This window comes from Paenarthrobacter aurescens, from assembly GCF_025421775.1.
Lineage (GTDB): Bacteria > Actinomycetota > Actinomycetes > Actinomycetales > Micrococcaceae > Arthrobacter > Arthrobacter aurescens_B.
This window is the reverse complement of the sequence record NZ_JAOEFX010000003.1, coordinates 367,178-385,559: the sequence shown is the minus strand read 5'-3', so window position 1 is coordinate 385,559 and position 18,382 is coordinate 367,178. Positions and strand designations below refer to the sequence as shown.

General features: G+C 63.0%; 20 protein-coding genes and 1 tRNA gene. 13 read left to right on the top strand and 8 right to left on the bottom strand.

Annotated features, from left to right (window positions below; genetic code table 11):
• Nucleotides 1-24: 24 nt before the first annotated feature.
• Nucleotides 25-417: a VOC family protein gene (locus tag N7568_RS07890; protein ID WP_261609328.1), complete on the bottom strand. Its 393-nt coding sequence runs from the start codon at nt 415-417 to the stop codon at nt 25-27.
• A gap of 142 nt (nt 418-559) precedes the next feature.
• On the opposite strand from N7568_RS07890, the gene N7568_RS07885 reads away from it, so the two are divergent.
• From N7568_RS07885 to N7568_RS07875, 3 genes are all read left to right on the top strand, one after another.
• On the top strand, nt 560-1,531 hold the full coding sequence (locus N7568_RS07885) for a DNA-3-methyladenine glycosylase family protein (RefSeq protein ID WP_261609327.1): 972 nt from the start codon (nt 560-562) through the stop codon (nt 1,529-1,531).
• A gap of 103 nt (nt 1,532-1,634) precedes the next feature.
• The gene (locus tag N7568_RS07880; protein WP_261609326.1) at nt 1,635-2,603 is read left to right on the top strand and encodes an ATP-binding cassette domain-containing protein; all 969 of its coding nucleotides are present in this window, start codon (nt 1,635-1,637) and stop codon (nt 2,601-2,603) included.
• Nucleotides 2,603-3,415, top strand: a complete 813-nt coding sequence (locus N7568_RS07875) for an ABC transporter permease (RefSeq protein WP_261609325.1) — start codon at nt 2,603-2,605, stop codon at nt 3,413-3,415. Before N7568_RS07880 ends, N7568_RS07875 begins: the two co-directional genes overlap by 1 nt.
• 12 nt (nt 3,416-3,427) lie before the next feature.
• Here N7568_RS07875 and N7568_RS07870 read toward each other — a convergent pair whose 3' ends face one another.
• On the bottom strand, nt 3,428-5,107 hold the full coding sequence (locus N7568_RS07870) for an AMP-binding protein (RefSeq protein ID WP_261609324.1): 1,680 nt from the start codon (nt 5,105-5,107) through the stop codon (nt 3,428-3,430).
• Nucleotides 5,108-5,190: 83 nt separating this feature from the next.
• Between N7568_RS07870 and N7568_RS07865 the strand changes: the two genes are divergently transcribed.
• Nucleotides 5,191-5,469 (top strand): putative quinol monooxygenase, encoded by a 279-nt coding sequence (locus tag N7568_RS07865; protein ID WP_024817673.1) that lies wholly within the window; start codon nt 5,191-5,193, stop codon nt 5,467-5,469.
• A gap of 132 nt (nt 5,470-5,601) precedes the next feature.
• On the opposite strand, the gene N7568_RS07860 is transcribed toward N7568_RS07865, so the two are convergent.
• Both N7568_RS07860 and N7568_RS07855 read right to left on the bottom strand, forming a co-directional pair.
• Entirely contained in the window at nt 5,602-5,979 is a 378-nt protein-coding gene (locus tag N7568_RS07860) for a thioredoxin family protein (protein WP_011775683.1), read from the bottom strand.
• 81 nt (nt 5,980-6,060) lie between these two features.
• Nucleotides 6,061-7,917 carry a GDSL-type esterase/lipase family protein gene (locus N7568_RS07855; RefSeq protein WP_261609323.1) on the bottom strand — a complete coding sequence of 619 codons (1,857 nt, stop codon included), beginning with the start codon at nt 7,915-7,917 and terminating at the stop codon, nt 6,061-6,063.
• Nucleotides 7,918-8,056: 139 nt separating this feature from the next.
• On the opposite strand from N7568_RS07855, the gene N7568_RS07850 reads away from it, so the two are divergent.
• Genes N7568_RS07850 through N7568_RS07840 form a run of 3 tightly spaced genes read left to right on the top strand, consistent with a single transcriptional unit; the run spans nt 8,057 to nt 10,561 of the window.
• The gene (locus N7568_RS07850) at nt 8,057-8,734 is read left to right on the top strand and encodes a TetR/AcrR family transcriptional regulator (protein WP_261609322.1); all 678 of its coding nucleotides are present in this window, start codon (nt 8,057-8,059) and stop codon (nt 8,732-8,734) included.
• Nucleotides 8,731-9,768, top strand: a complete 1,038-nt coding sequence (locus tag N7568_RS07845) for an ABC transporter ATP-binding protein (RefSeq protein WP_261609321.1) — start codon at nt 8,731-8,733, stop codon at nt 9,766-9,768. The genes N7568_RS07850 and N7568_RS07845 overlap by 4 nt, the downstream gene beginning before the upstream one ends.
• A complete protein-coding gene (locus tag N7568_RS07840) occupies nt 9,761-10,561 on the top strand; it encodes an ABC transporter permease (RefSeq protein WP_261609320.1) in 801 nt (266 codons plus the stop codon). Before N7568_RS07845 ends, N7568_RS07840 begins: the two co-directional genes overlap by 8 nt.
• Here the strand turns inward: N7568_RS07840 and N7568_RS07835 are convergent.
• Nucleotides 10,558-11,103, bottom strand: coding sequence for an acyl-CoA thioesterase (locus N7568_RS07835; protein ID WP_261609319.1), 546 nt, complete (start codon nt 11,101-11,103; stop codon nt 10,558-10,560). The two genes, N7568_RS07840 and N7568_RS07835, sit on opposite strands and share 4 nt — an antisense overlap.
• Nucleotides 11,104-11,280: 177 nt before the next feature.
• On the opposite strand from N7568_RS07835, the gene N7568_RS07830 reads away from it, so the two are divergent.
• Both N7568_RS07830 and N7568_RS07825 read left to right on the top strand, forming a co-directional pair.
• On the top strand, nt 11,281-11,502 hold the full coding sequence (locus N7568_RS07830) for a hypothetical protein (RefSeq protein WP_253468770.1): 222 nt from the start codon (nt 11,281-11,283) through the stop codon (nt 11,500-11,502).
• Nucleotides 11,503-11,549: 47 nt separating this feature from the next.
• Nucleotides 11,550-12,341: a potassium channel family protein gene (locus tag N7568_RS07825; RefSeq protein WP_231340720.1), complete on the top strand. Its 792-nt coding sequence runs from the start codon at nt 11,550-11,552 to the stop codon at nt 12,339-12,341.
• Between the two features lie 260 nt (nt 12,342-12,601).
• Here the strand turns inward: N7568_RS07825 and N7568_RS07820 are convergent.
• Nucleotides 12,602-12,683 (bottom strand) — tRNA-Tyr (locus N7568_RS07820).
• 127 nt (nt 12,684-12,810) lie between these two features.
• Entirely contained in the window at nt 12,811-13,077 is a 267-nt protein-coding gene (locus tag N7568_RS07815; RefSeq protein ID WP_211712039.1) for a hypothetical protein, read from the bottom strand.
• Nucleotides 13,078-13,259: 182 nt separating this feature from the next.
• Between N7568_RS07815 and N7568_RS07810 the strand changes: the two genes are divergently transcribed.
• The 4 genes from N7568_RS07810 (at nt 13,260) to efeB (ending at nt 17,465) form a co-directional block, all read left to right on the top strand.
• Entirely contained in the window at nt 13,260-13,751 is a 492-nt protein-coding gene (locus tag N7568_RS07810; protein WP_017200185.1) for a YajQ family cyclic di-GMP-binding protein, read from the top strand.
• A gap of 195 nt (nt 13,752-13,946) precedes the next feature.
• Complete coding sequence (gene efeU, locus N7568_RS07805) at nt 13,947-14,798, top strand: iron uptake transporter permease EfeU (RefSeq protein WP_261609318.1); 852 nt, start codon at nt 13,947-13,949, stop codon at nt 14,796-14,798.
• Nucleotides 14,799-14,862: 64 nt separating this feature from the next.
• Nucleotides 14,863-16,035 (top strand): iron uptake system protein EfeO, encoded by a 1,173-nt coding sequence (efeO, locus tag N7568_RS07800; RefSeq protein WP_261609317.1) that lies wholly within the window; start codon nt 14,863-14,865, stop codon nt 16,033-16,035.
• Nucleotides 16,032-17,465: an iron uptake transporter deferrochelatase/peroxidase subunit gene (gene efeB, locus N7568_RS07795; RefSeq protein WP_261609316.1), complete on the top strand. Its 1,434-nt coding sequence runs from the start codon at nt 16,032-16,034 to the stop codon at nt 17,463-17,465. Before efeO ends, efeB begins: the two co-directional genes overlap by 4 nt.
• Before the next feature lie 18 nt (nt 17,466-17,483).
• On the opposite strand, the gene htpX is transcribed toward efeB, so the two are convergent.
• Nucleotides 17,484-18,353 (bottom strand): zinc metalloprotease HtpX, encoded by an 870-nt coding sequence (gene htpX, locus N7568_RS07790; protein WP_090819055.1) that lies wholly within the window; start codon nt 18,351-18,353, stop codon nt 17,484-17,486.
• Nucleotides 18,354-18,382 lie beyond the last annotated feature (29 nt).

The following is an 18,382-nucleotide window of genomic DNA, read 5'->3' as shown; positions in this document are numbered from 1 at the left end:
GCCTTGGGGCTTGCTTCGTCCCCGCTAGGTTCCCGCGGAGGTATCGGTCTGCCACACACCCAGGACATTCCCCTCGGTGTCCTTGAAGTAGGCGTACCAGCCCATGGTGGGTATTGCGTCTTTGGCTTGGATCACGCTGCCCCCGGCCGATTCCACCTGCCCCAGTGCGGCATCGATGTCGTCCACATCAATGGTGATAATGGGAGTCTTGAGGTTGTCCGTCCGCGGGAACAGTGCACCGTTGATGGCCCCCGGTTCCTTGGGAGTCCCTGTCTGTTCGTCGGAGGGGGCGGTGATGGCGATGGTGTAGTCCATCCCCTGCATGGGGCTCAGGTTCCAGCCGAAGGCACTCTCGTAGAAGGTGTTGGCCCGCTCTTTATCGTCCGTTGGAATCTCGAAATGCACTATTGCGGCCATGGCTCGTGCTCCTTGTTCCTGGATATTTTCCTGGTTTATGGCGCGGCCCACCCACGCCACATCAGGGAGTCTAGCCTCGGCCGACTGCCGCCGTAAGGGGTTCATTGAACTGATTGTCAGCCGGGCGTGGGACGATAAAAACATGACCATCGCAGACGCCCCGCCACTTGTTGCGGCCGCGGCAGATGCGGCCGTTCGATGGCATCCGGGATGCTCTTTCCGCCTGGACCAGACCATGTTTCCGCTCATGCGGGGCAACGCGGACCCGTCCTTCGCGGCGCACTCCAGCGGTTACTGGATGGCTTTCACATCCCCGGCCGGGCCTGTCACCGTGAGGCTTTCCGCAGGCGGTTTGGGCCCGGATTCGTTTGTGGACGCCCAAGCCTGGGGGCCTGGGGCGGAGGACGCCGTCGCCGGAGTCCCAAGGTTGTTGGGCGCCGACGACGATTGGTCGGCCTTCGACGAGCCCGCTTTCCATGCCACGCTCCCGCGCCGTGTCACAGAAGCACGACGCCGGAACCTGGCCGTGCGGCTGCCTTCCACCGGGCGGGTGGTTGATTCACTGGTGCCCACCATTTTGGAGCAAAAGGTCACCACTTTGGAGGCAAGGCGCGGCTACCGGTATCTGATGTACCGCTACGGAACGCCAGGGCCGGGCAGGGCCCCTGCTGGGCTCCTCGTTCCTCCCACCGCCAGGCAGTGGCTGGCCATTCCGTCCTGGGAATGGCACAAGGCCGGGGTTGGACCACAGCGCTCGGCAACGGTCATGCGGGCGCTGCAGTCCGCCGTCGCTCTTGAACGGCTGGCCGGGGTGGACTCAGCCCAGGCCGGTGCCAAGCTGCAGACCATTCCTGGAATCGGCATCTGGACAGCTGCCGAAGTTGTCCAGCGGACCCACGGCTGCCCGGACTCGATTTCCGTGGGCGACTACCATTTGGCTTCGTACGTGGGCTATGCCTTGACCGGTCAAAAGACCGACGACGCCGGCATGCTCCAACTCCTCGAGCCGTGGCGCGGGCAGAGGCAGCGGCTGGTGAGGATGCTGTACCTGAGCGGCTTCCGGAAACCCACGTTCGGCCCACGAATGACTGTTCAGGATCATCGCCGGCACTGACTTTTTATTGCGGACGGGAGCTGTCCGCAAAGCCGTGGACTGGCCGAAGGCACGGGTATAGCGTGACGTCTACGAGCCATCACCAGCCCTCCTTGGAGCCACCGTGATCCACACCAGGAAACTCACCAAGACGTTCACCGCGAAAAAGGAAACCGTAGAGGCCGTCAAGGGCGTGGACATTGACGTCGGGCCGGGAGAACTGGTCGCCTTCCTTGGGCCGAACGGTGCGGGCAAGTCCACGACGTTGCGGATGCTCACCACACTGCTGAAACCCACGTCCGGCTCAGCCACCGTCGCGGGGGTGGACGTCGCCAAAGACCCCGCAGGCGTGCGTGCCCGGATCGGATACATCGGGCAAGGCAATGGGGGCGGCCATAGCTATCGGGTGATCGACGAACTCATCATGCAGGGCCGCTTTTACGGAATGAACACCACCGACGCCAAAGCACGCGCCGAGACACTTATGGCGTCCCTGGACCTGGCCGACCTCGCCAAGCGCACGGTCATCAAGCTATCGGGCGGGCAACGCCGGCGCATGGACGTGGCCCTCGGTTTGATGCACTCCCCTGGCCTGCTGTTCCTGGATGAACCGTCCACCGGCATGGATCCGCAGAACCGCGCCAACCTCTGGGAGCACATCATGAGGATGCGCGAGGAACACGGGACCACCATAGTGCTCACCACGCATTACATGGACGAGGCCGACTCCATGTCCGAGCGCGTGATCGTGATCGACCACGGCACCATCATCGCGGACGACACCGCGTCCCGGCTCAAAGCCAACCTCGCCGGTGATTTGCTGGCCGTTGAGGTTGCGGCGGGATCCGCGTCCGAGGTGCGCGGCCTGTTGGGCCGGGCAGCCGCCGAAGGCGACATCCAGGAAAACGCATACGACGGCGTGGTCCGCTTCCGTCTTCGGCTGGCTCACGGTTCCCGGCTGGCGCCCGGGTTGTTGAAGGACATGCACGACGCCGGCGCCCCCGCCCAGTCGCTGGAATTGAAACCCCCAACGCTGGACGACGTATTCCTGGAACTCACTGGCCGCAGCCTGCGGGAAGGAGCTGAAGTCTGATGATTGAACAAGCCGTGGCGCCAGGAGTTGCCGTGCAAAAACGAGGTGCCGGAAGCATCGTGACGGACACCTGGTTCGTGTTCTGGCGGGAGATGCTGCTGCCCCTGAGGGACCCGTTCTCGCTGATTTTCTCCCTCATCCAACCGCTGGTTTTTCTCGGCCTGTTCGGGCCTTTGCTGGGCTCTGCGGTGGGTGCCCCGGCCTTCGGCGGCCAGTCAACTTTGCAGTGGTTCCTGCCTGGCGTGGTGGTGATGATCGCACTGTTCGGCACGTCGATGACCGGTTCCAACCTGCAGTACGAGCTCATGACGGGTTCCTATGAGCGGATTCTTGCCACCCCGCTGTCCCGGTCCTCGCTCATGATCGGCCGGGCACTGAAGGAGTGGGCTCCCCTGGTGGTCCAGGGGCTGTTGATTTCCGTAGTGTGCATCCCGTTCGGCTTTGTGTTCCACCCGTTGCACGTATTGCTGGGGTTGGTCATCCTTGGCATCTTCGGCATCGGCTTGGGCGCCCTGTCTTACGCGCTGGCCTTGGTCTCTCAGAACAAGGAGTGGATCTTCTGGGGTGTGCAGCAAACCCTGCTGTTCCCGCTCATGATCCTGTCCGGGATCATGCTACCCATCGAGGCGGGCCCCGGGTGGATGAAGGTGGCCAGTCTCTTCAACCCCTTGACCTACCTCGTTAACGCCGAACGCGAACTCTTCTCCGGGACCATTGGCATGGACACGTTCTGGGGGCTGGTTGCCGCTGTGGTGACTGCCGCCGTCGGACTTGTCGTTGGAATCCGGACCATCAGCCGGAACACCAACTAACCAGCCGCCCTTCTACTGCAAGTGCAGGCGGGACACCGCTTCCTGCCTCATGTCCACCTTCCGAACCTTGCCCGAGACCGTCATGGGGAAGCTCTCGCGGACGTCCACATAGCGGGGAATCTTGTAGTGGGCCAGCTTCCCGCGGCAGTATTCGGCCACGTCCACGGCGGTCAGCGGCTCTGCACCGGGTTTGAGGATGATGCACGCCATCAGTTCTTCACCGTATTTTTCGTCCGGAACGCCAATCACCTGGACATCCTGGATGGACGGGTGCAGATACAGGAACTCCTCAATCTCGCGAGGGTAGATGTTCTCCCCTCCCCGGATCACCATGTCCTTGATCCGGCCCTCGATCACCAAGTAGCCGTCCTGGTCCATGCGGGCCAGGTCGCCGGTGTGCATCCAGCCCTCAGCGTCGATCGCTTCTGCCGTCTTGTCCGGCTGGCCCCAATAGCCTTGCATTACTGCGTAGCCACGGGTGCAGAGCTCGCCGATCACGCCCCGCTCCACGACTTCCCCTGACCCGGGGTCCACGATCCTGCTCTCCAGGTGCGGCATGGTCCGGCCCACCGTGCTGGTCCGCTGCTCCAGAGTGTCCCCGGCACGTGTCATGGTGGACACGGGCGACGTCTCGGTCATGCCATAGCAAATAGCCACATCCACCATGTGCATCTCCTCGATGACACGGCGCATCACTTCAATGGGACACAGGGAACCGGCCATGACTCCGGTCCGCAGCGTCGAAAGGTCGTAGGACCCGAAATCCTCCAGCGCCAACTCTGCGATGAACATGGTGGGTACGCCGTACAGCGACGTTCCTCCGAAGTCCTGCACCGCTTCCAACGCGGCCGAGGGGTTGAAGCCGCGGCCTGGAATGATGGTGGCCGCTCCGAAGCTCAGCGCATTCAGATTGCCGATCACCATGCCGAAGCAGTGATAAAAAGGCACGGGAATCACCACGCGGTCGTGCTCGGTGTACTTAAGGAGCCGTCCGATCGAGTTCCCGTTGTTCAGGATGTTGTGGTGTGTCAGTGTGGCACCCTTCGGGAAGCCCGTGGTTCCCGAGGTGTATTGCAGGTTGATGGGGTCATGAGGGTCAAGTTCGGCCATGCGGTCCCGTAGCGCTGAAGGCCCGACGCCGTCCGCCCGGGTCAGGAGTTCCCCGTAGGTGAGTTCGTGGTTGGCTTCCGGGACGCCCCCGGTGAGTCCCTGTTCCGGCGCCCCCGGAAGGAAGACGATCTCCCGGAGATCTGGACAGCTGCGGGCGGCATCCCGGGCCATACCAACGTAGTCGCTGTTCTTATCCGAGGGCGCCGTCACCAGCATCCGCATGCCGTTCTGTTTCACCACGAACTCCAGCTCGTGACTCCGGTAGGCCGGGTTCACGTTCACGAGCACCGCACCGATCTTGGCTGTGGCGTATTGCAGGATGGTCCACTCGGCGCAGTTCGGACTCCAAATGCCGATCCGCTCGCCCTTTTCCACGCCCAAGGCGAGCAATGCACGGGCGACGCGATCGACGTCGTCGTTCAGTTTCCCGTAGCTCCAGCGGCGGGCATCGCCGCCAGGAGTGGCAGCCGCTTCTATCAACGCATCCCGCAGGGGGAACTGGGCGGCGATGCGCTCAAAATGGGCGCCAATGGTCTCTTCGAGCAGCGGGACATCAGTGTCTCCGGCAGTGTAGGACAACATGACGGAACGCTACCAAGGGACGGTGCGCAACAGAACCGTAACCACCTCCAGCGGTGCCGTGTCCTGCCGGTAGGGTTGAAGCCATGAGTGAACCCATTGACCTGCAGGCCACGTTCATCCCCAACGAAGGCGAGTTCTTCCGCGTGAAGCTCGCTTTGGAAATCGCGATCGATGAGGTGGTCAACGAGCCCGGCTGCATCCGCTACGAGCTGACTGAAGCCACCGAAGAGAAGCTCGTCCTCACGGAGCGTTGGGAGTCCGAGGAACTTCTCGAGAAGCACTCCAAGGGCATCGCAGTCCAGGACCTGAACGAGTCCCTCAGCGCCCTGCTTGCCGAGCCCGTCAAGCTTGAACGGCTCTAGTCTCTCTCCGCTTTCGGCTCTGCGAAATCGCCGCAAGACTGCAAGAACGCCTTAAACGCATCGAGGTCGCCGGAATTTTCCGGCGACCTCGATGCGTTCCGGCGACTTGGAGTTTCAAGCAGCCGGTGTGGTCTAGTTTTCCTGGGCCTCGGCTCGGGCCTTGGCAACGTGGGCGTGGACCTCTTCCATATCCAGTCCCTTCACGGCCTCGATGACCTGCTCAAGCTGCGGGCCGTTGAGGGCGCCCGGCTGTGAGAAAACGAGGACCTTTTCGCGGAAGGCCATGAGCGTGGGAATGGACGTGATCCCGGCTTCGGCGGCGAGTTGCTGCTCGGCTTCGGTGTCCACCTTCGCGAAAACGACGTCGGTGTGCTTCTCCGAGGCTGCCCCGTAGGTGGGGGCGAACTGGCGGCACGGGCTGCACCAGGCAGCCCAGAAATCCACCAGGACAATATCGTTGTCCTCGATGGTCGATGCGAACTGTTCTCCAGTGATGTCAACTGTAGCCATGCTTCCACGGTACGCGACCCTGCCTGCTAAGTCCCGCGGAGGGGTGGCCTGTTCGCTTCCCGCGTTACCGGGAATAAACAGCTACTTGCCCAGGACGTACTTAATCGCGGACGCGTAGAGAGGCGCCACCTTGTTGTGCCCGGTCTGGTTCATGTGGGCGTCATCGAGGTAGTTGCCTGTGGCTCCGGCGATGGTTGCGGTGCCGGCCATCGAGATGCGTGGCCAGCCACGAAGTGCTGCTTCGCGGGTCACTAGCCCGTCAACCCAACGCCGTTGGGCATGGTTGGCGTCGTACCGGGACAGCACTCCGTTGATGAGGATCGTGCTGCGGGGGTATTTGCGGCGCAGTTCGTCCCACAACCGGTTGGCCTGCGACAGGATGGCTGCGTCCGTTGCGCCGATCCTGGCGTCGTTGCCGCCCAGGGTGACCACTACCAATCCGGGGTTACCTTGCGGCAAGAGGATCCGGTCCTGTGCAACAGCATCCGTTGCGGAGCCTCCCCCGACTGCTGGGCTTCCCGAAACGTAGCCGATTCCGCCGATGCTGCGGACCACTTGGCGCGGGTATCCGGCAGCGCGGGCACCTTGCTCGCCCCATGAGTCCATGTCCAGCTGCGAGTCGCCAAGGAAGACCACCGTGGACGCATCCACGGCTTCAGCGGAGTAGAGCTCCTCTGTCGCGTCGTTCCAGATGGTTTCCAACTTCTGGAAGGCCACATGCGTGCCCCTGCTATCAGACCAGGTGTCGCGCACGGGCCAACCGAACTCGCCCGGATTATTGGACCAGACCTTGTACGTTGGGTGGCCAACAATCCGGGTTCCGGTGGCCGGCCCCCAGACCAACCAGCCGTTGGCGAACTGCTGCACAAGTCCACCCGCCCGCGGAAGCTTATCCGTGAGGGGCAGGCCCAATTGTCCGGCGGCTCCGCCCAGCGATACGTATCGGTTATGGACGTCGCCGTGAGTGGTGGAGTGCGCCCCTGTTGCCGCGGACCAGTAGACAGTGCCGCCTTGGAACAGCTGGTAGACGAAGTTGTTTTGGCGGACTTCCTCTCCCACCGGATACCCCAGGGCACCGTTTTGGCCACCTGTCGCCGACCAGTAACTGCGGATGGCTCCTGTCAGGGCCCGTGCGCCGGTGGCTGGTGACCAGATGATGGTTCCGCGCTGGTACTGCTGGGATGAGCCGCCATTCTTCAGGCCCAGGGCTTCATCCGTGGCGGGGTAACCCAGCTCGCCTTCTTCCATGCCGGCTCGCCGCCAGCGTTCACGGATGGCCCCCATCGATGGATGGGCACCAGTGCCCGGTGACCACACCACAAAGCCTCGTTCGAAGGCCTGCCAGGCGCCGCCGTCGCGCAGTCCAGAGCTCTCCCCGGTGGCTGGGTAGCCGAGGAAACCGGCCTCAAATCCGGCACGGCCCCAGGCCAGATGGATGGATCCGCTGGTCCGCTGGGCGCCTGTGGCCGGCGAATAGATGATTGACCCGCGTTCAAACGACTGCTTGGAGCCGCCACTGCGGAGCCCGCTTGCCGTATCGCTTGTGGGATAGCCGTGGAAGCCGGCCGGGCCGTCGGCACCCCACCAGGATGTGCGGACAGGTCCGTTGACAACCACGCGCGCTCCGGTACGCGCCGACCACGCGATGTCGCCGCCGGCGAACCGCTGTACGCAACCCGTGCTGGAGCACTCCTCGGTGCTCGTCGGTCCAAGCAGCACGCTTCTCGCCCATGCGCTGGTGTTGTAGAGATGGCCGATGGCCCCCGTGAGGGGCGGCGTTGAAGCCCGAACCGTCGCGGGGAACGCCGGCGGGCCAGAAACGGCTTTGGCCGGGAACGCTGCGCCCAAAGCCGCGGGAACCAACAGCGCAATTGCCATCGAGCTTAGGAACCAGCGTCCCGCCGCCGTCTTGCCAAGACCCACTTCGTTAACCCCCAACTTACCGCTCCCCATCAAAAACAATGAGGCAAGTATCTTCGACGCCAACGGTCCGAACACCGGCGACGCGGCCAATGGTGTCACATCGTTATGACCCAGCCACTTGATCGGCATTGAACAGGTGTTTAGTGTTTGAAACATGCGTTCAAGCGCAGAGGATTTGACCACCCGGGCCCGCATCCGCGATGCCGCCATCGGACTGTTCGGCCGCGACGGATTCTCCCGTGCCACGGTCCGCGCAGTCGCTTCAGCCGCAGGTGTCAGTCCGGGCCTGGTCATCCACCATTTCGGCAGTAAAACAGGACTCCGCGAGGCCTGTGACCAGCACGTCCTCGCCCAGACAGCCACACAAGGCCGCGAAAAAACCAACCCCGGTTCCGCCCGCCAGCTGATCCAGGACTACCTGAATCATCCAGACCAATATTCCGACGAGATCGCCTACATCCGCCGATCCCTGGGCGATGAATCAGAGGCCGGCGATGCCTTCTTCGACGCCGTGGTCAAACAGACGCAAGACATCATCCAAGACGGGATCGCGACCGGCGCCATCCGAACGTTCGACGACATCCGGTCCACCGCCGTCGTGATCGCTTCCAACAGTCTTTCGATCCTGATGCTGGGCAGGCACCTCTCGCGGACGCTGGGGGTTCCCACACCTGAACCGCTCGGAATCGGGCCCGAACTTCTGCGCCAGCTCACGTTGCCGGCTTTGGAGATCTACACGCACGGTTTCTACACGGATTCGCGGTTCCTGGATGCGGCCCGCGACGCACTGCAGCAAAACACCACCACCCACGGAAGGGAGCATGCCCCGTGACCCAGGCAATCGTCGTCGAGGGGTTGCGCAAGAGGTTCGGACACCGGGAGGTGCTGCACGGACTTGATTTCGCTGTGGAGCGCGGCACGGTGTTCGGCGTCATTGGACCAAACGGTGCGGGCAAGACCACCACCATGCGCTGCCTGCTGGACATTATCCGGCCCAGCGCGGGGTCCATTTCAGTTCTCGGACAGGACCCGCGGCGGGCAGGCACGGCGCTCCGCCGAAGGATCGGCTATCTTCCCGGTGAGCTGCACCTGGAGCACCGCACTACGGGTCGCCGTATGCTGGAGCACTTCGAGGCGATCAGCGGCACTGTGGAGCCCGGCTACGTCAACGACCTCGCTGATCGCCTGAACCTGGACCTGGACCGCCAAACCCGGAAACTCTCCAAGGGCAACAAACAGAAGCTGGGTTTGCTGCAGGCCTTCATGCACCAACCCGAACTCCTGGTGCTGGACGAACCAACCAGCGGCCTTGACCCCCTGGTTCAACAGGTCTTCCACGCAATGGTCCGCGAGGCCGTGGACAGTGGCACTACCGTATTCCTGAGCTCGCACGTCCTGAGCGAAGTACAGCAGGCCGCCGACGCAGTTGCGATCCTCCGCGACGGAGAAATCGTCACCGTGTCCACGGTGGAGGCGCTCAGGACTGCTGCGGTGCGGCAGCTTCGCTTCACCAGCACAGGAACGGAAGCGCACGACGTCGGGGCGCTGCTGGCCCGGGTGCCTGGCGTCGGAAACGTAGCGGTGAGGGAGCTGCCTGCCGATGGCCACGCTGCCGGAGCGGTGGAGGCGACCGCGACACTTTCGGGCCACGTCCAGCCCCTGGTCCAGGAGCTGGCCCGTCTTAGCTTGACGGACCTGGTCCTGGAGGAACCTGACCTGGAAGAGGCCGTGCTGACCTTGTACACGGGAGGCCCTGAGAACAAACCCGCTGCTGACACGGGCGATGCCGGTTCGACCGGTTCCACTGGTGCCTCGATCAACGCGGGCTCCTCTCCCCCTCGTGCAGAAGGAGCCCACCGTGCCTAGGATCCTGCCCCTCTTCACCAAGGCCCTGACCGACTCCTGGCGCTCCACGCTTGCCTGGGCGTTGGGCCTGACGGCGGCCTGCATGCTCTACCTGCCGCTCTACCCCTCGATCGGCGGCAGCGCGCAGATGCAGGATCTGATCAACGCGCTTCCCGCCGAAATGACCAAAGCCCTGAATTACGATCAGATCGCGTCAGGCCCCGGCTACACCCAGGCCACCATGTTCGGCCTGATTGGCTTTCTGCTGATGTCCATGGCATCCATTGGCTGGGGCGCGGCGGCGGTGGGAGGAGACGAAGAAACGGGGTTGCTGGAGCTGACTCTCGCTCATAGTGTGACCCGCGTACAGGTGGTGCTGGAACGCTCCCTCGCCGTCCTGGTTCGGATCGCGTTCCTTTCCGTTCTCGTCTTCCTGTTGGTGCTGGGACTGAACGGGCCATCGCAACTGGGGATCGACGTCGGGCATCTCTTCGGTGCGGTGGTGCTGTTCGCGGCGCTGGCGCTGCTGAGCGGAACGGCAGCACTCTGCGCCGGGGCGTTGACCGGACGGAAGATTTACGGGATCGCGGCAGGCGCCGCTGTCGCTGTCCTCGGGTATGTGTTCAACGCCGTGGGGAGACAGAGCCCGGACGTCGAGTGGCTGCTGAGCCTCTCGCCCTATCACTGGGCGTATGGCAACTCCCCGGTGACAAACGGTGCTGATTGGGGAACAGTGGCAGGTCTGCTGGGTATCTCTGCGGCCCTTATCGCGCTGGGTGCGGTGGCACTGCAACGTCGTGATGTGGGCGTTTAGCTCCAGACGTGCGGGGCGGGCCGGCGTGCTCCGGGCAGTGCATTGTTTTCACGCCATTCATGGATCCATTCGGGCAGTTCCAGATCTGCGGGAGGTGCTCCGAACTCGGCGATGATTTCTTCCTGCGTGACCGGCCTGCCCTTGGTCACCAAGCGTGTGGCAATGTGAGCGCGGGCGTATATTTCGCCTTTCACCACCATCCGCTGTTCAAAGTAGATGGCCTTGGTGTCCAGGCCGATGATGCGGGTTTCGATGGTGTAGCGCTGCCAGAGCTGGAGGGACTTGCGAAAGGCGATGGTTTCGCCGGCAGCAACCGGACTCCACCCTTTCTTACGCATCTTGTTCCAGATGCCGCTACGGACCATGAGATCGAAACGGCCAAGATCCATCAGCGAGAAATACATGCCGTTGTTGACATGCATTGCGATGTCGATATCCGTGGGGAGCACCTTCAATGGCAGTGAGGATTCTTCCCAGACACCCAGCGGCGACCGCTTGGATGAAGTGAACAGCAGCATGAGGGTACGAAGAAGCAGGTGCATGCCAGACATGTTACCCGCCGGTAACTTTCAGGGAAAGACGGCGACCCCGTTGCGGACTGGACCCACGGCACAGCTCCTGTTTATGTCCAACGATTGCACTAACGTTTACCGCTGGTTCATCAAAGCCGTGCACAATATCTGAAACTCATCTTCACGGAATACACAAGGGGGACCCCTTTGAGCACGCTTCAGACCACCAGGCCGCAAGGCGACGTTTGGCCGGAACTCTCCCGCCACCAGAACGTGGTCCTCCAGGACGCCCGCGGCAACCGCATCGAGGGAACCATCGATGGCATGACGAATGACCGCAGCACGCTGTGGATCCAGCTCAAAGGTGGCCTGGGCCGCCAACTGATCCACCACCTGGATGGGTACTGGCTGGAGACGCCCGCCGCCTGATGGGGTTCATCCCGGGCGCAGGAGTCCCAGGTGGCTAGTATTCCCGTATGACTCAAGCGCGATACCGGGACCTGGTGGAATGGCCCCTCATGGCCACGGCACTGATTTTCCTCACTGCCTATGCATGGCAGGTCATCGGCCGGGTGAACGGCGCCGATGCGGTGCCATTCGAGATTGTCCTCTGGATTACGTGGGGCATCTTCGCGCTGGACTACTTCGTCAACCTCTGGCTCGCCGAAGACAGGATGCGGTGGTTCCTCTGGAACCTGCACGAACTCCTGATCGTGATACTCCCCTTCTTCCGGCCCCTGCGGCTGCTGCGCCTGGTCACTTTGCTGTCCGTTCTTCAGCGCACCGTAGGCGAAACCCTGCGCGGGCGGGTTGCCACCTACGTGGCAGGTGCAGCCGCGATGCTCATCCTCATCGGCGCACTGGCCGTCCTGGATGTCGAACAGAATGACCCCGGCGCCAAGATCGTCAATTTCGGCGACGCCGCCTGGTGGGCCGTCACCACCATCACCACCGTTGGCTACGGAGACCTGTATCCCGTGACTCCCATCGGGAGGATCGTGGCCGCGGCCCTCATGATGAGCGGCATCGCGGTGCTCGGTATTGTCACAGCATCCATCGCTTCCTGGCTGGTTCAACGGATTGAGGAGAACGCTGAGGGTGTGGCAGCGGCAGCCGAAGTGAAAGCCGCCGCAGCCGAAGAACCCGTTCGGGCAGAAATGGCTGACCTGGTGACCGAGATCGCGGCCCTGAGGATGGAGATCGCCGAGCTCCGGGAAGCCACGACGGTCAGGCAAACCACGGAATTCGGGCGGGAGCGTGAAGTCTAGGCTCGGCGTCCCGCTCGATCCCGTACCGTCACCACCTACATTGAGAGCCCAGATGGCATGACACGCCCTGGATTGCGGCGATTCGCCGGGTAAGTGCGATCAAAGTGGGTGGTGGCGGCACGGCTGGACCCAGGCTCGTTCGATTCCCGCGCCGCGCACGGGCGAACAACTGCGGGATCCTCCGGCAGGACCCGGCGCCGGAAACTCGCTGGACACACAAAAAATCCCCGGAACCAGTGGTTCCGGGGATTTTCTTTGGGTGGCAGATGAGGGATTCGAACCCCCGTAGGCGTTGCCAGCTGATTTACAGTCAGCCCCCTTTGGCCGCTCGGGTAATCTGCCGAACTTCAAAAGAAGATCACTTCCGGAGACCATTTCTTTCGATCCGGTAACCGAAGGCAGAGACAACCTTACAGAACTTTCCGCGAAGAATCTAATCGAGGATCAACACCCCGGATTTCGCGGTATTTCAGGCTTCCCCGAGGATCCGGCCAGCCAGTTTCGCTTCGAACTTTTCGGCTTGCTCGGGAGTGATCTGGTTCAGCTGGACAGCCCGCAGCAGATCAGCATGCACTCCATCCATGCGCGAAGTGGCATCAGGGACCGGGCTCAGGACGATCGAGGCTGCCACAGCTGCGGCCGCTACTGCACTCGCTGCAGCAACCGCTGCCGTACCAATGGAGCCTGCTGCTGCAGAAGCGGATTTGCTGATGGACTGGACGGCCTTGCTGCTCATGCTGATCCTCCGACGATGCGTTCTTACAACTGGTACAACTCTCAACCTGCAGCCTCAGTTCCAACCCTGCATGTGCTGTGAGCGAACTGTGAAAGGACTCCACGGCCCCAAGCCTCGCCTTCCGTACTAGGCTGGATGCCAGACCAACCCGCCCTCACAGGGCCCCCAACCTAAGGAGAGTCATGGCAGGCGAATCCACATTCGACGTCGTCAGCAAGGTAGACAAGCAAGAGGTCGCCAATGCGCTCAACCAGTCCCAGAAGGAAATCGCACAGCGATACGACTTCAAGGGCGTTGGCGCGGAGATCGACTTCAGCGGCGAAAAGATCCTCATGAAGGCCAACTCCGAGGACCGCGTCCTTGCTGTCCTGGATGTTTTCCAGTCCAAGCTGATCAAGCGCGGCATCTCGCTGAAGTCCCTGGACCAGGGCGAGCCCTTCCCCTCGGGCAAGGAATTCCGCTTGGAGTGCACCATCAAGGAAGGCATTGCCCAGGACATCGCCAAGAAGATCAACAAGATCATCCGCGATGAAGCCCCCAAGTCCGTCAAGTCCCAGATCCAGGGCGACGAACTCCGAGTGACCTCCAAGTCCCGTGACGACCTTCAGGAGACCATGAACATCCTCAAGAAGTTCGAAGAAGCCGATCTCCAGTTTGTGAACTTCCGCAGCTAGTCCCAGCACCGTCCGAAAAGCCGGGGTGCAGCCCAGCCAGGGGCCTGCACACCGGCTTTTTGCTGCCCAAAAATACACCGACTGTCGTAATGAGTTGGCGCATTAGCGCATGATTTCTTTGCGTAATAGTCAAGTCACAGTATTCTTCATCCTTAGGTGAGCCTAAGTACGGCTCCCCTTAGCGAAAGAAAATCCATGACCGCCAATTACCTGATCGGCCTGCGTGAAGGCCTTGAGGCATCACTGATCGTGGTGCTCCTGATGGCCTACCTCATCAAGACAGGCAGGCGGCATCTGATCTCCCGGGTGTGGATGGGCGTGGGCCTCGCCATTGCCATTTCGCTTGGCTTCGGCGCGCTGCTGACCTTCGGCCCCCGCGGACTCACGTTCGAGGCCCAGGAAGCGATCGGCGGTGGCTTGTCCATCGTGGCCGTCGCCTTGGTGACCTGGATGGTTTTCTGGATGGCCCGGACCGCTCGCAGCCTCGGCGGTGAACTCCGCTCGCAGGTAGACAAAGCGGCCGACGGCGCCGCCTGGGGCCTTGTGGTGGTCGCGGCACTGGCCGTGGGCCGGGAAGGCCTCGAAACAGCGTTGTTCATCTGGGCTGCAGCCCAGGCCACCGGCGAAACCACTTTGCCCCTGCTCGGCGCACTGCTGGGCCTGATCACGGCAGCCGGCTTGGGGTACCTCCTGCATCGGGGTGTCCTGAAGGTGAACCTCGGCCGCTTCTTCACCTGGACCGGCGTCGGCCTGATCATCATTGCCGGCGGCGTCCTGGCCTATGGAATCCATGATCTCCAGGAAGCCGGCATCCTACCCGGGTTGAACAACCTGGCCTTCGACGTCTCGGCCGCCATCCCGCCGTCGTCCTGGTACGGGACCCTGCTCAAAGGCACCCTGAACTTCTCCCCTGCCACCACCTGGCTGGAAGCGGCGGCCTGGGTGCTCTACGTAGTCCCGGTCCTGTTCCTCTACCTCAGGGCCAACCGTTCGTCGCCGCCCAAGGCCGCCAGCACGGCAGCCCCGGCTGTCGCAACGCAGGCCTGAAACAGCCCCAGTCTTTCCTGCTCACTCCGGCAGCGCGCTTACCCCCAACATAAAGGACCCACCCATGCTCGGATCACCCACACTTCGCCGGACGCTCGCCGTGATCGGCGCGGCCGCAGCTGTGCCCTTGGTACTTGCCGGCTGCACAGACAACACCAAGACCACGGGCGCCACCGATGGGCCCATCCAGGTCAGCAGCACCGCCAACGAGTGCAAGGTGTCCACGGGAACCGCGCCCAGCGGCAACCTCACCTTTGCCGTGAAGAACGAGGGCACGGAGGTCACCGAGTTCTATCTGCTGGCCGAGGACGGTCTGCGGATCCTGGGCGAGGTGGAGAACATCGGCCCCGGTATCACCCGCAACCTGGTGGTCACGGCGCCAGCCGGCAAGTACAACACGGCGTGCAAGCCCGGAATGCAGGGCGAGGGTATCCGTGCCTCCTTCGAGGTCACCGAATCCGGCACCAAGCCCAGCGTGGATGCCGACTTCCAGAAGCTCCTGGACAACGGGTCCCAGCAGTACGCCGCCTACGTCAAGGACCAGACCGAGCAGCTGATCGTGGGCACCAAGGCCTTCGCCGAGGCTTTCGCCTCCGGTGACGCAGCCAAGGCACGCGACCTCTACGCTTCAACCCGCATGCACTGGGAGAGAATCGAACCGGTAGCTGAATCCTTCGGCGACCTGGACCCCAAGCTTGATGCCCGCGAGGCAGACCTTGAGCCCGGTCAGGAATGGACCGGCTGGCACCGCGCCGAGAAGGACCTCTTCCCGCCGGCTGAGTACACCGCCATGACCCCTGCAGAGCGCACCGCCATTTCCACGCAACTGGTAGCGGACACCGAGGACCTGGTCACCCGCACCCGCACGGTGGAACTGACCCCGGACAAGCTGGGCAACGGCGCCAAGGAACTCCTGGATGAGGTTGCTACCGGCAAGGTCACCGGCGAAGAAGAGATCTGGTCCCACACCGATCTCTGGGACTTCCAGGCCAACGTTGACGGCGCCCGCATCGCTTTCGAGAACTTGAGGCCGGCTCTGGAGCAGAAGGACGCAGAGCTCGCCAAGTCCTTGGACGAGAAGTTCACGGCCCTGCAAACCGAGCTCAAGAAGCACGCCAAGGGCGACGGCTTTGTTTACTACAACGAGCTGAGCCAGGAGCAGGTCCAGCAGCTCGCGGCCTTGGTCGATTCGCTGGGTGAGCCCCTCTCCAAGCTCACCGCAGCCGTGGTGCTGTGAGCGGCTGCCCTTTCGGGCACACCGGCGAAAGCGCCGACGCCAACCGCCCAGGTGAGAGTAACGGCGTCGGGCACTCCGGCGAGTCGACCGCCGTCGTAACTTCCCGGGAAGCGTCCGACGGCGGTTCGGCAGCGTCCGCTGCTGCGGCAAGTTCCCGGATGTCGCGTCGCGGCCTGCTCTCGCTGGCTGGAGTGGGCGGCGCAGGAGCAGTGGCTGGATTGGCCGCTGGATTCCTGGGGCATGACGCTTTGACGGCAGGTGCCGCGGCTGCGGATACCGGTGCCGGCGAGGCCGTGGTGCCGTTCTTCGGCGATCACCAGGCCGGTATCACTACCCCGGCCCAAGACCGCCTGCACATGGCGGCCTTCGATGTCACCACTGAGGACCGCAAGGAACTCATCAAGCTCCTCAAGGACTGGACGGCCGCGGCTGAAGCCATGACCACCGGCAACCCCACGGGCAAGACAGGCGCCGTCGACGGACCGTACGATGCCCCTCCGGAAGACACCGGCGAGGCGTTGGACCTTCCCGCGGCGAAGCTGACCCTGACGTTCGGTTTTGGTGCGGGGCTGTTCGAAAAGGATGGCAAGGCCCGGTTCGGTCTGGATGGCCGGCGTCCGGAGGCTTTGATCGACCTCCCGCATTTTCCCGGCGACGACCTCCAACCCGGGCGTACTGGTGGCGACATCGTGATCCAGGCGTGCGCGGACGATCCCCAAGTTGCCGTCCATGCCATCCGCAACCTTGCCAGGATCGGTTTCGGCAAGGTGCGGGTTCGGTGGTCGCAACTGGGCTTTGGACGCACTTCTTCCACGTCCCGCGCGCAAGTGACACCCCGGAACCTCTTTGGCTTCAAGGACGGCACCAACAATCTCAAGGTGGAGGACAACACCCTGCTGGACGAGCATGTGTGGGTTGGCGCGGGTGCCCGTTCAAGCGAGCAGTGGATGACCGGCGGCAGCTACCTGGTGGCCCGCCGGATCCAGATGCACATTGAGATCTGGGACCGGACGTCGCTGCGGGAACAGGAAGGCCTGATCGGCAGGACCAAGGGCGTGGGCGCTCCCCTGTCAGGCGGGGATGAATTCACCACGCCCGACTTCTCATTGGCGGGGCGGGCCGGGGACCCCTTGATTCCCATGGATTCCCACATGAGGCTGGCCCACCCTGACCAGAATGCCGGCGTGAGGATGCTGCGGCGCGGCTACAACTTTACGGACGGCTCAGACGGGCTGGGCCATTTGGACGCCGGGTTGTTCTTCATCGCGTTCGTGAAGGACCCGCGGACCCACTACGTCCCTATGCAGCTGGCCCTGGCCAAGAGCGACACTCTCTCCGTGGAGTACCTGAAGCACACAGGCTCCGGGCTCTTTGCTGTGCCTCCAGGCGTCCGGGCCGGCGGCTTCATCGGAGAAGGTCTGTTCGCCTAGCCCTGGTTCAACGGGAACCTAGGAAAGTGGCCGTCCGGCCATCCGTTCCAAGCGGCTGATCCGTTCCTTCATGGGCGGGTGCGTTGAGAACATACGCCGCATTCCTCCGCCACGGAACGGGTTGGCGATCATCAGGTGCGAGGCATTGACGAGCTTCTGGTCCTGCGGCAGGGGCAGTTGGCTGACGCCGGATTCGATCTTGCGCAGGGCTGAGGCGAGCGCCAACGGGTCTCCGGTCAGCTCGGCACCGTCCTCATCGGCGTCGTACTCCCGCGTGCGGGAAATGGCCATCTGAATCAGTGAAGCCGCGAACGGCGCGAGCAGGGCCATGGCAATGGTGGCCAGCGGATTGGCGTTTCGTCGGTCCCCGCTGCCAAAGATCAGCAGCATCTGCCCCACGGACGTGATGACACCGGCCACGGCGGCTGCGACGGATGAGGTCAGGATGTCGCGGTTGTACACGTGCATCAGCTCATGTCCCAGCACACCCCTGAGCTCGCGGGCGTCGAGGAGGTGCAGGATTCCCTCGGTGCAGCACACGGCAGCGTTCTTGGGGTTGCGGCCAGTGGCGAAGGCGTTGGGCGTCATGGTGGGCGAGAGGTAGATCCGCGGCATCGGCTTGTTGGCCCGGACGGAGAGCTCCCGGACTATCTGGTACAGCTGCGGTGCCTGCGCCTCGGTGACCGGGTAGGCCGCCATGGAACGGATGGCGATCTTGTCGCTGTTCCAGTACCCGTACGCAGTGGTGCCTACGCCGATCAACGCCATGATCCAGATGGGCGTGGTACTGCGCGTGCCCGCCGCGATGATGGCGCCCAAACCCAACAACACCGCCCACAGCACACCGAAGAGCGCCGCGGTCTTGAGTCCATTGTTGTGTTTATGCACGGTCTCTCTTGTCACTTTCGTCGGCTCTT

What these genes read in the sequence shown, in the direction of transcription:
- N7568_RS07890 (WP_261609328.1), bottom strand. Translation starts at nt 417, where the DNA reads ATGGCCGCAATAGTGCATTTCGAGATTCCAACGGACGATAAAGAGCGG.
- N7568_RS07875 (WP_261609325.1), top strand. Translation starts at nt 2,603, where the DNA reads ATGATTGAACAAGCCGTGGCGCCAGGAGTTGCCGTGCAAAAACGAGGT.
- efeO (WP_261609317.1), top strand. Translation starts at nt 14,863, where the DNA reads ATGCTCGGATCACCCACACTTCGCCGGACGCTCGCCGTGATCGGCGCG.
- N7568_RS07835 (WP_261609319.1), bottom strand. Translation starts at nt 11,103, where the DNA reads ATGCACCTGCTTCTTCGTACCCTCATGCTGCTGTTCACTTCATCCAAG.
- N7568_RS07860 (WP_011775683.1), bottom strand. Translation starts at nt 5,979, where the DNA reads ATGGCTACAGTTGACATCACTGGAGAACAGTTCGCATCGACCATCGAG.
- N7568_RS07870 (WP_261609324.1), bottom strand. Translation starts at nt 5,107, where the DNA reads ATGTTGTCCTACACTGCCGGAGACACTGATGTCCCGCTGCTCGAAGAG.
- N7568_RS07850 (WP_261609322.1), top strand. Translation starts at nt 8,057, where the DNA reads ATGCGTTCAAGCGCAGAGGATTTGACCACCCGGGCCCGCATCCGCGAT.
- N7568_RS07825 (WP_231340720.1), top strand. Translation starts at nt 11,550, where the DNA reads ATGACTCAAGCGCGATACCGGGACCTGGTGGAATGGCCCCTCATGGCC.
- N7568_RS07865 (WP_024817673.1), top strand. Translation starts at nt 5,191, where the DNA reads ATGAGTGAACCCATTGACCTGCAGGCCACGTTCATCCCCAACGAAGGC.
- efeU (WP_261609318.1), top strand. Translation starts at nt 13,947, where the DNA reads ATGACCGCCAATTACCTGATCGGCCTGCGTGAAGGCCTTGAGGCATCA.
- N7568_RS07810 (WP_017200185.1), top strand. Translation starts at nt 13,260, where the DNA reads ATGGCAGGCGAATCCACATTCGACGTCGTCAGCAAGGTAGACAAGCAA.
- N7568_RS07815 (WP_211712039.1), bottom strand. Translation starts at nt 13,077, where the DNA reads ATGAGCAGCAAGGCCGTCCAGTCCATCAGCAAATCCGCTTCTGCAGCA.
- N7568_RS07885 (WP_261609327.1), top strand. Translation starts at nt 560, where the DNA reads ATGACCATCGCAGACGCCCCGCCACTTGTTGCGGCCGCGGCAGATGCG.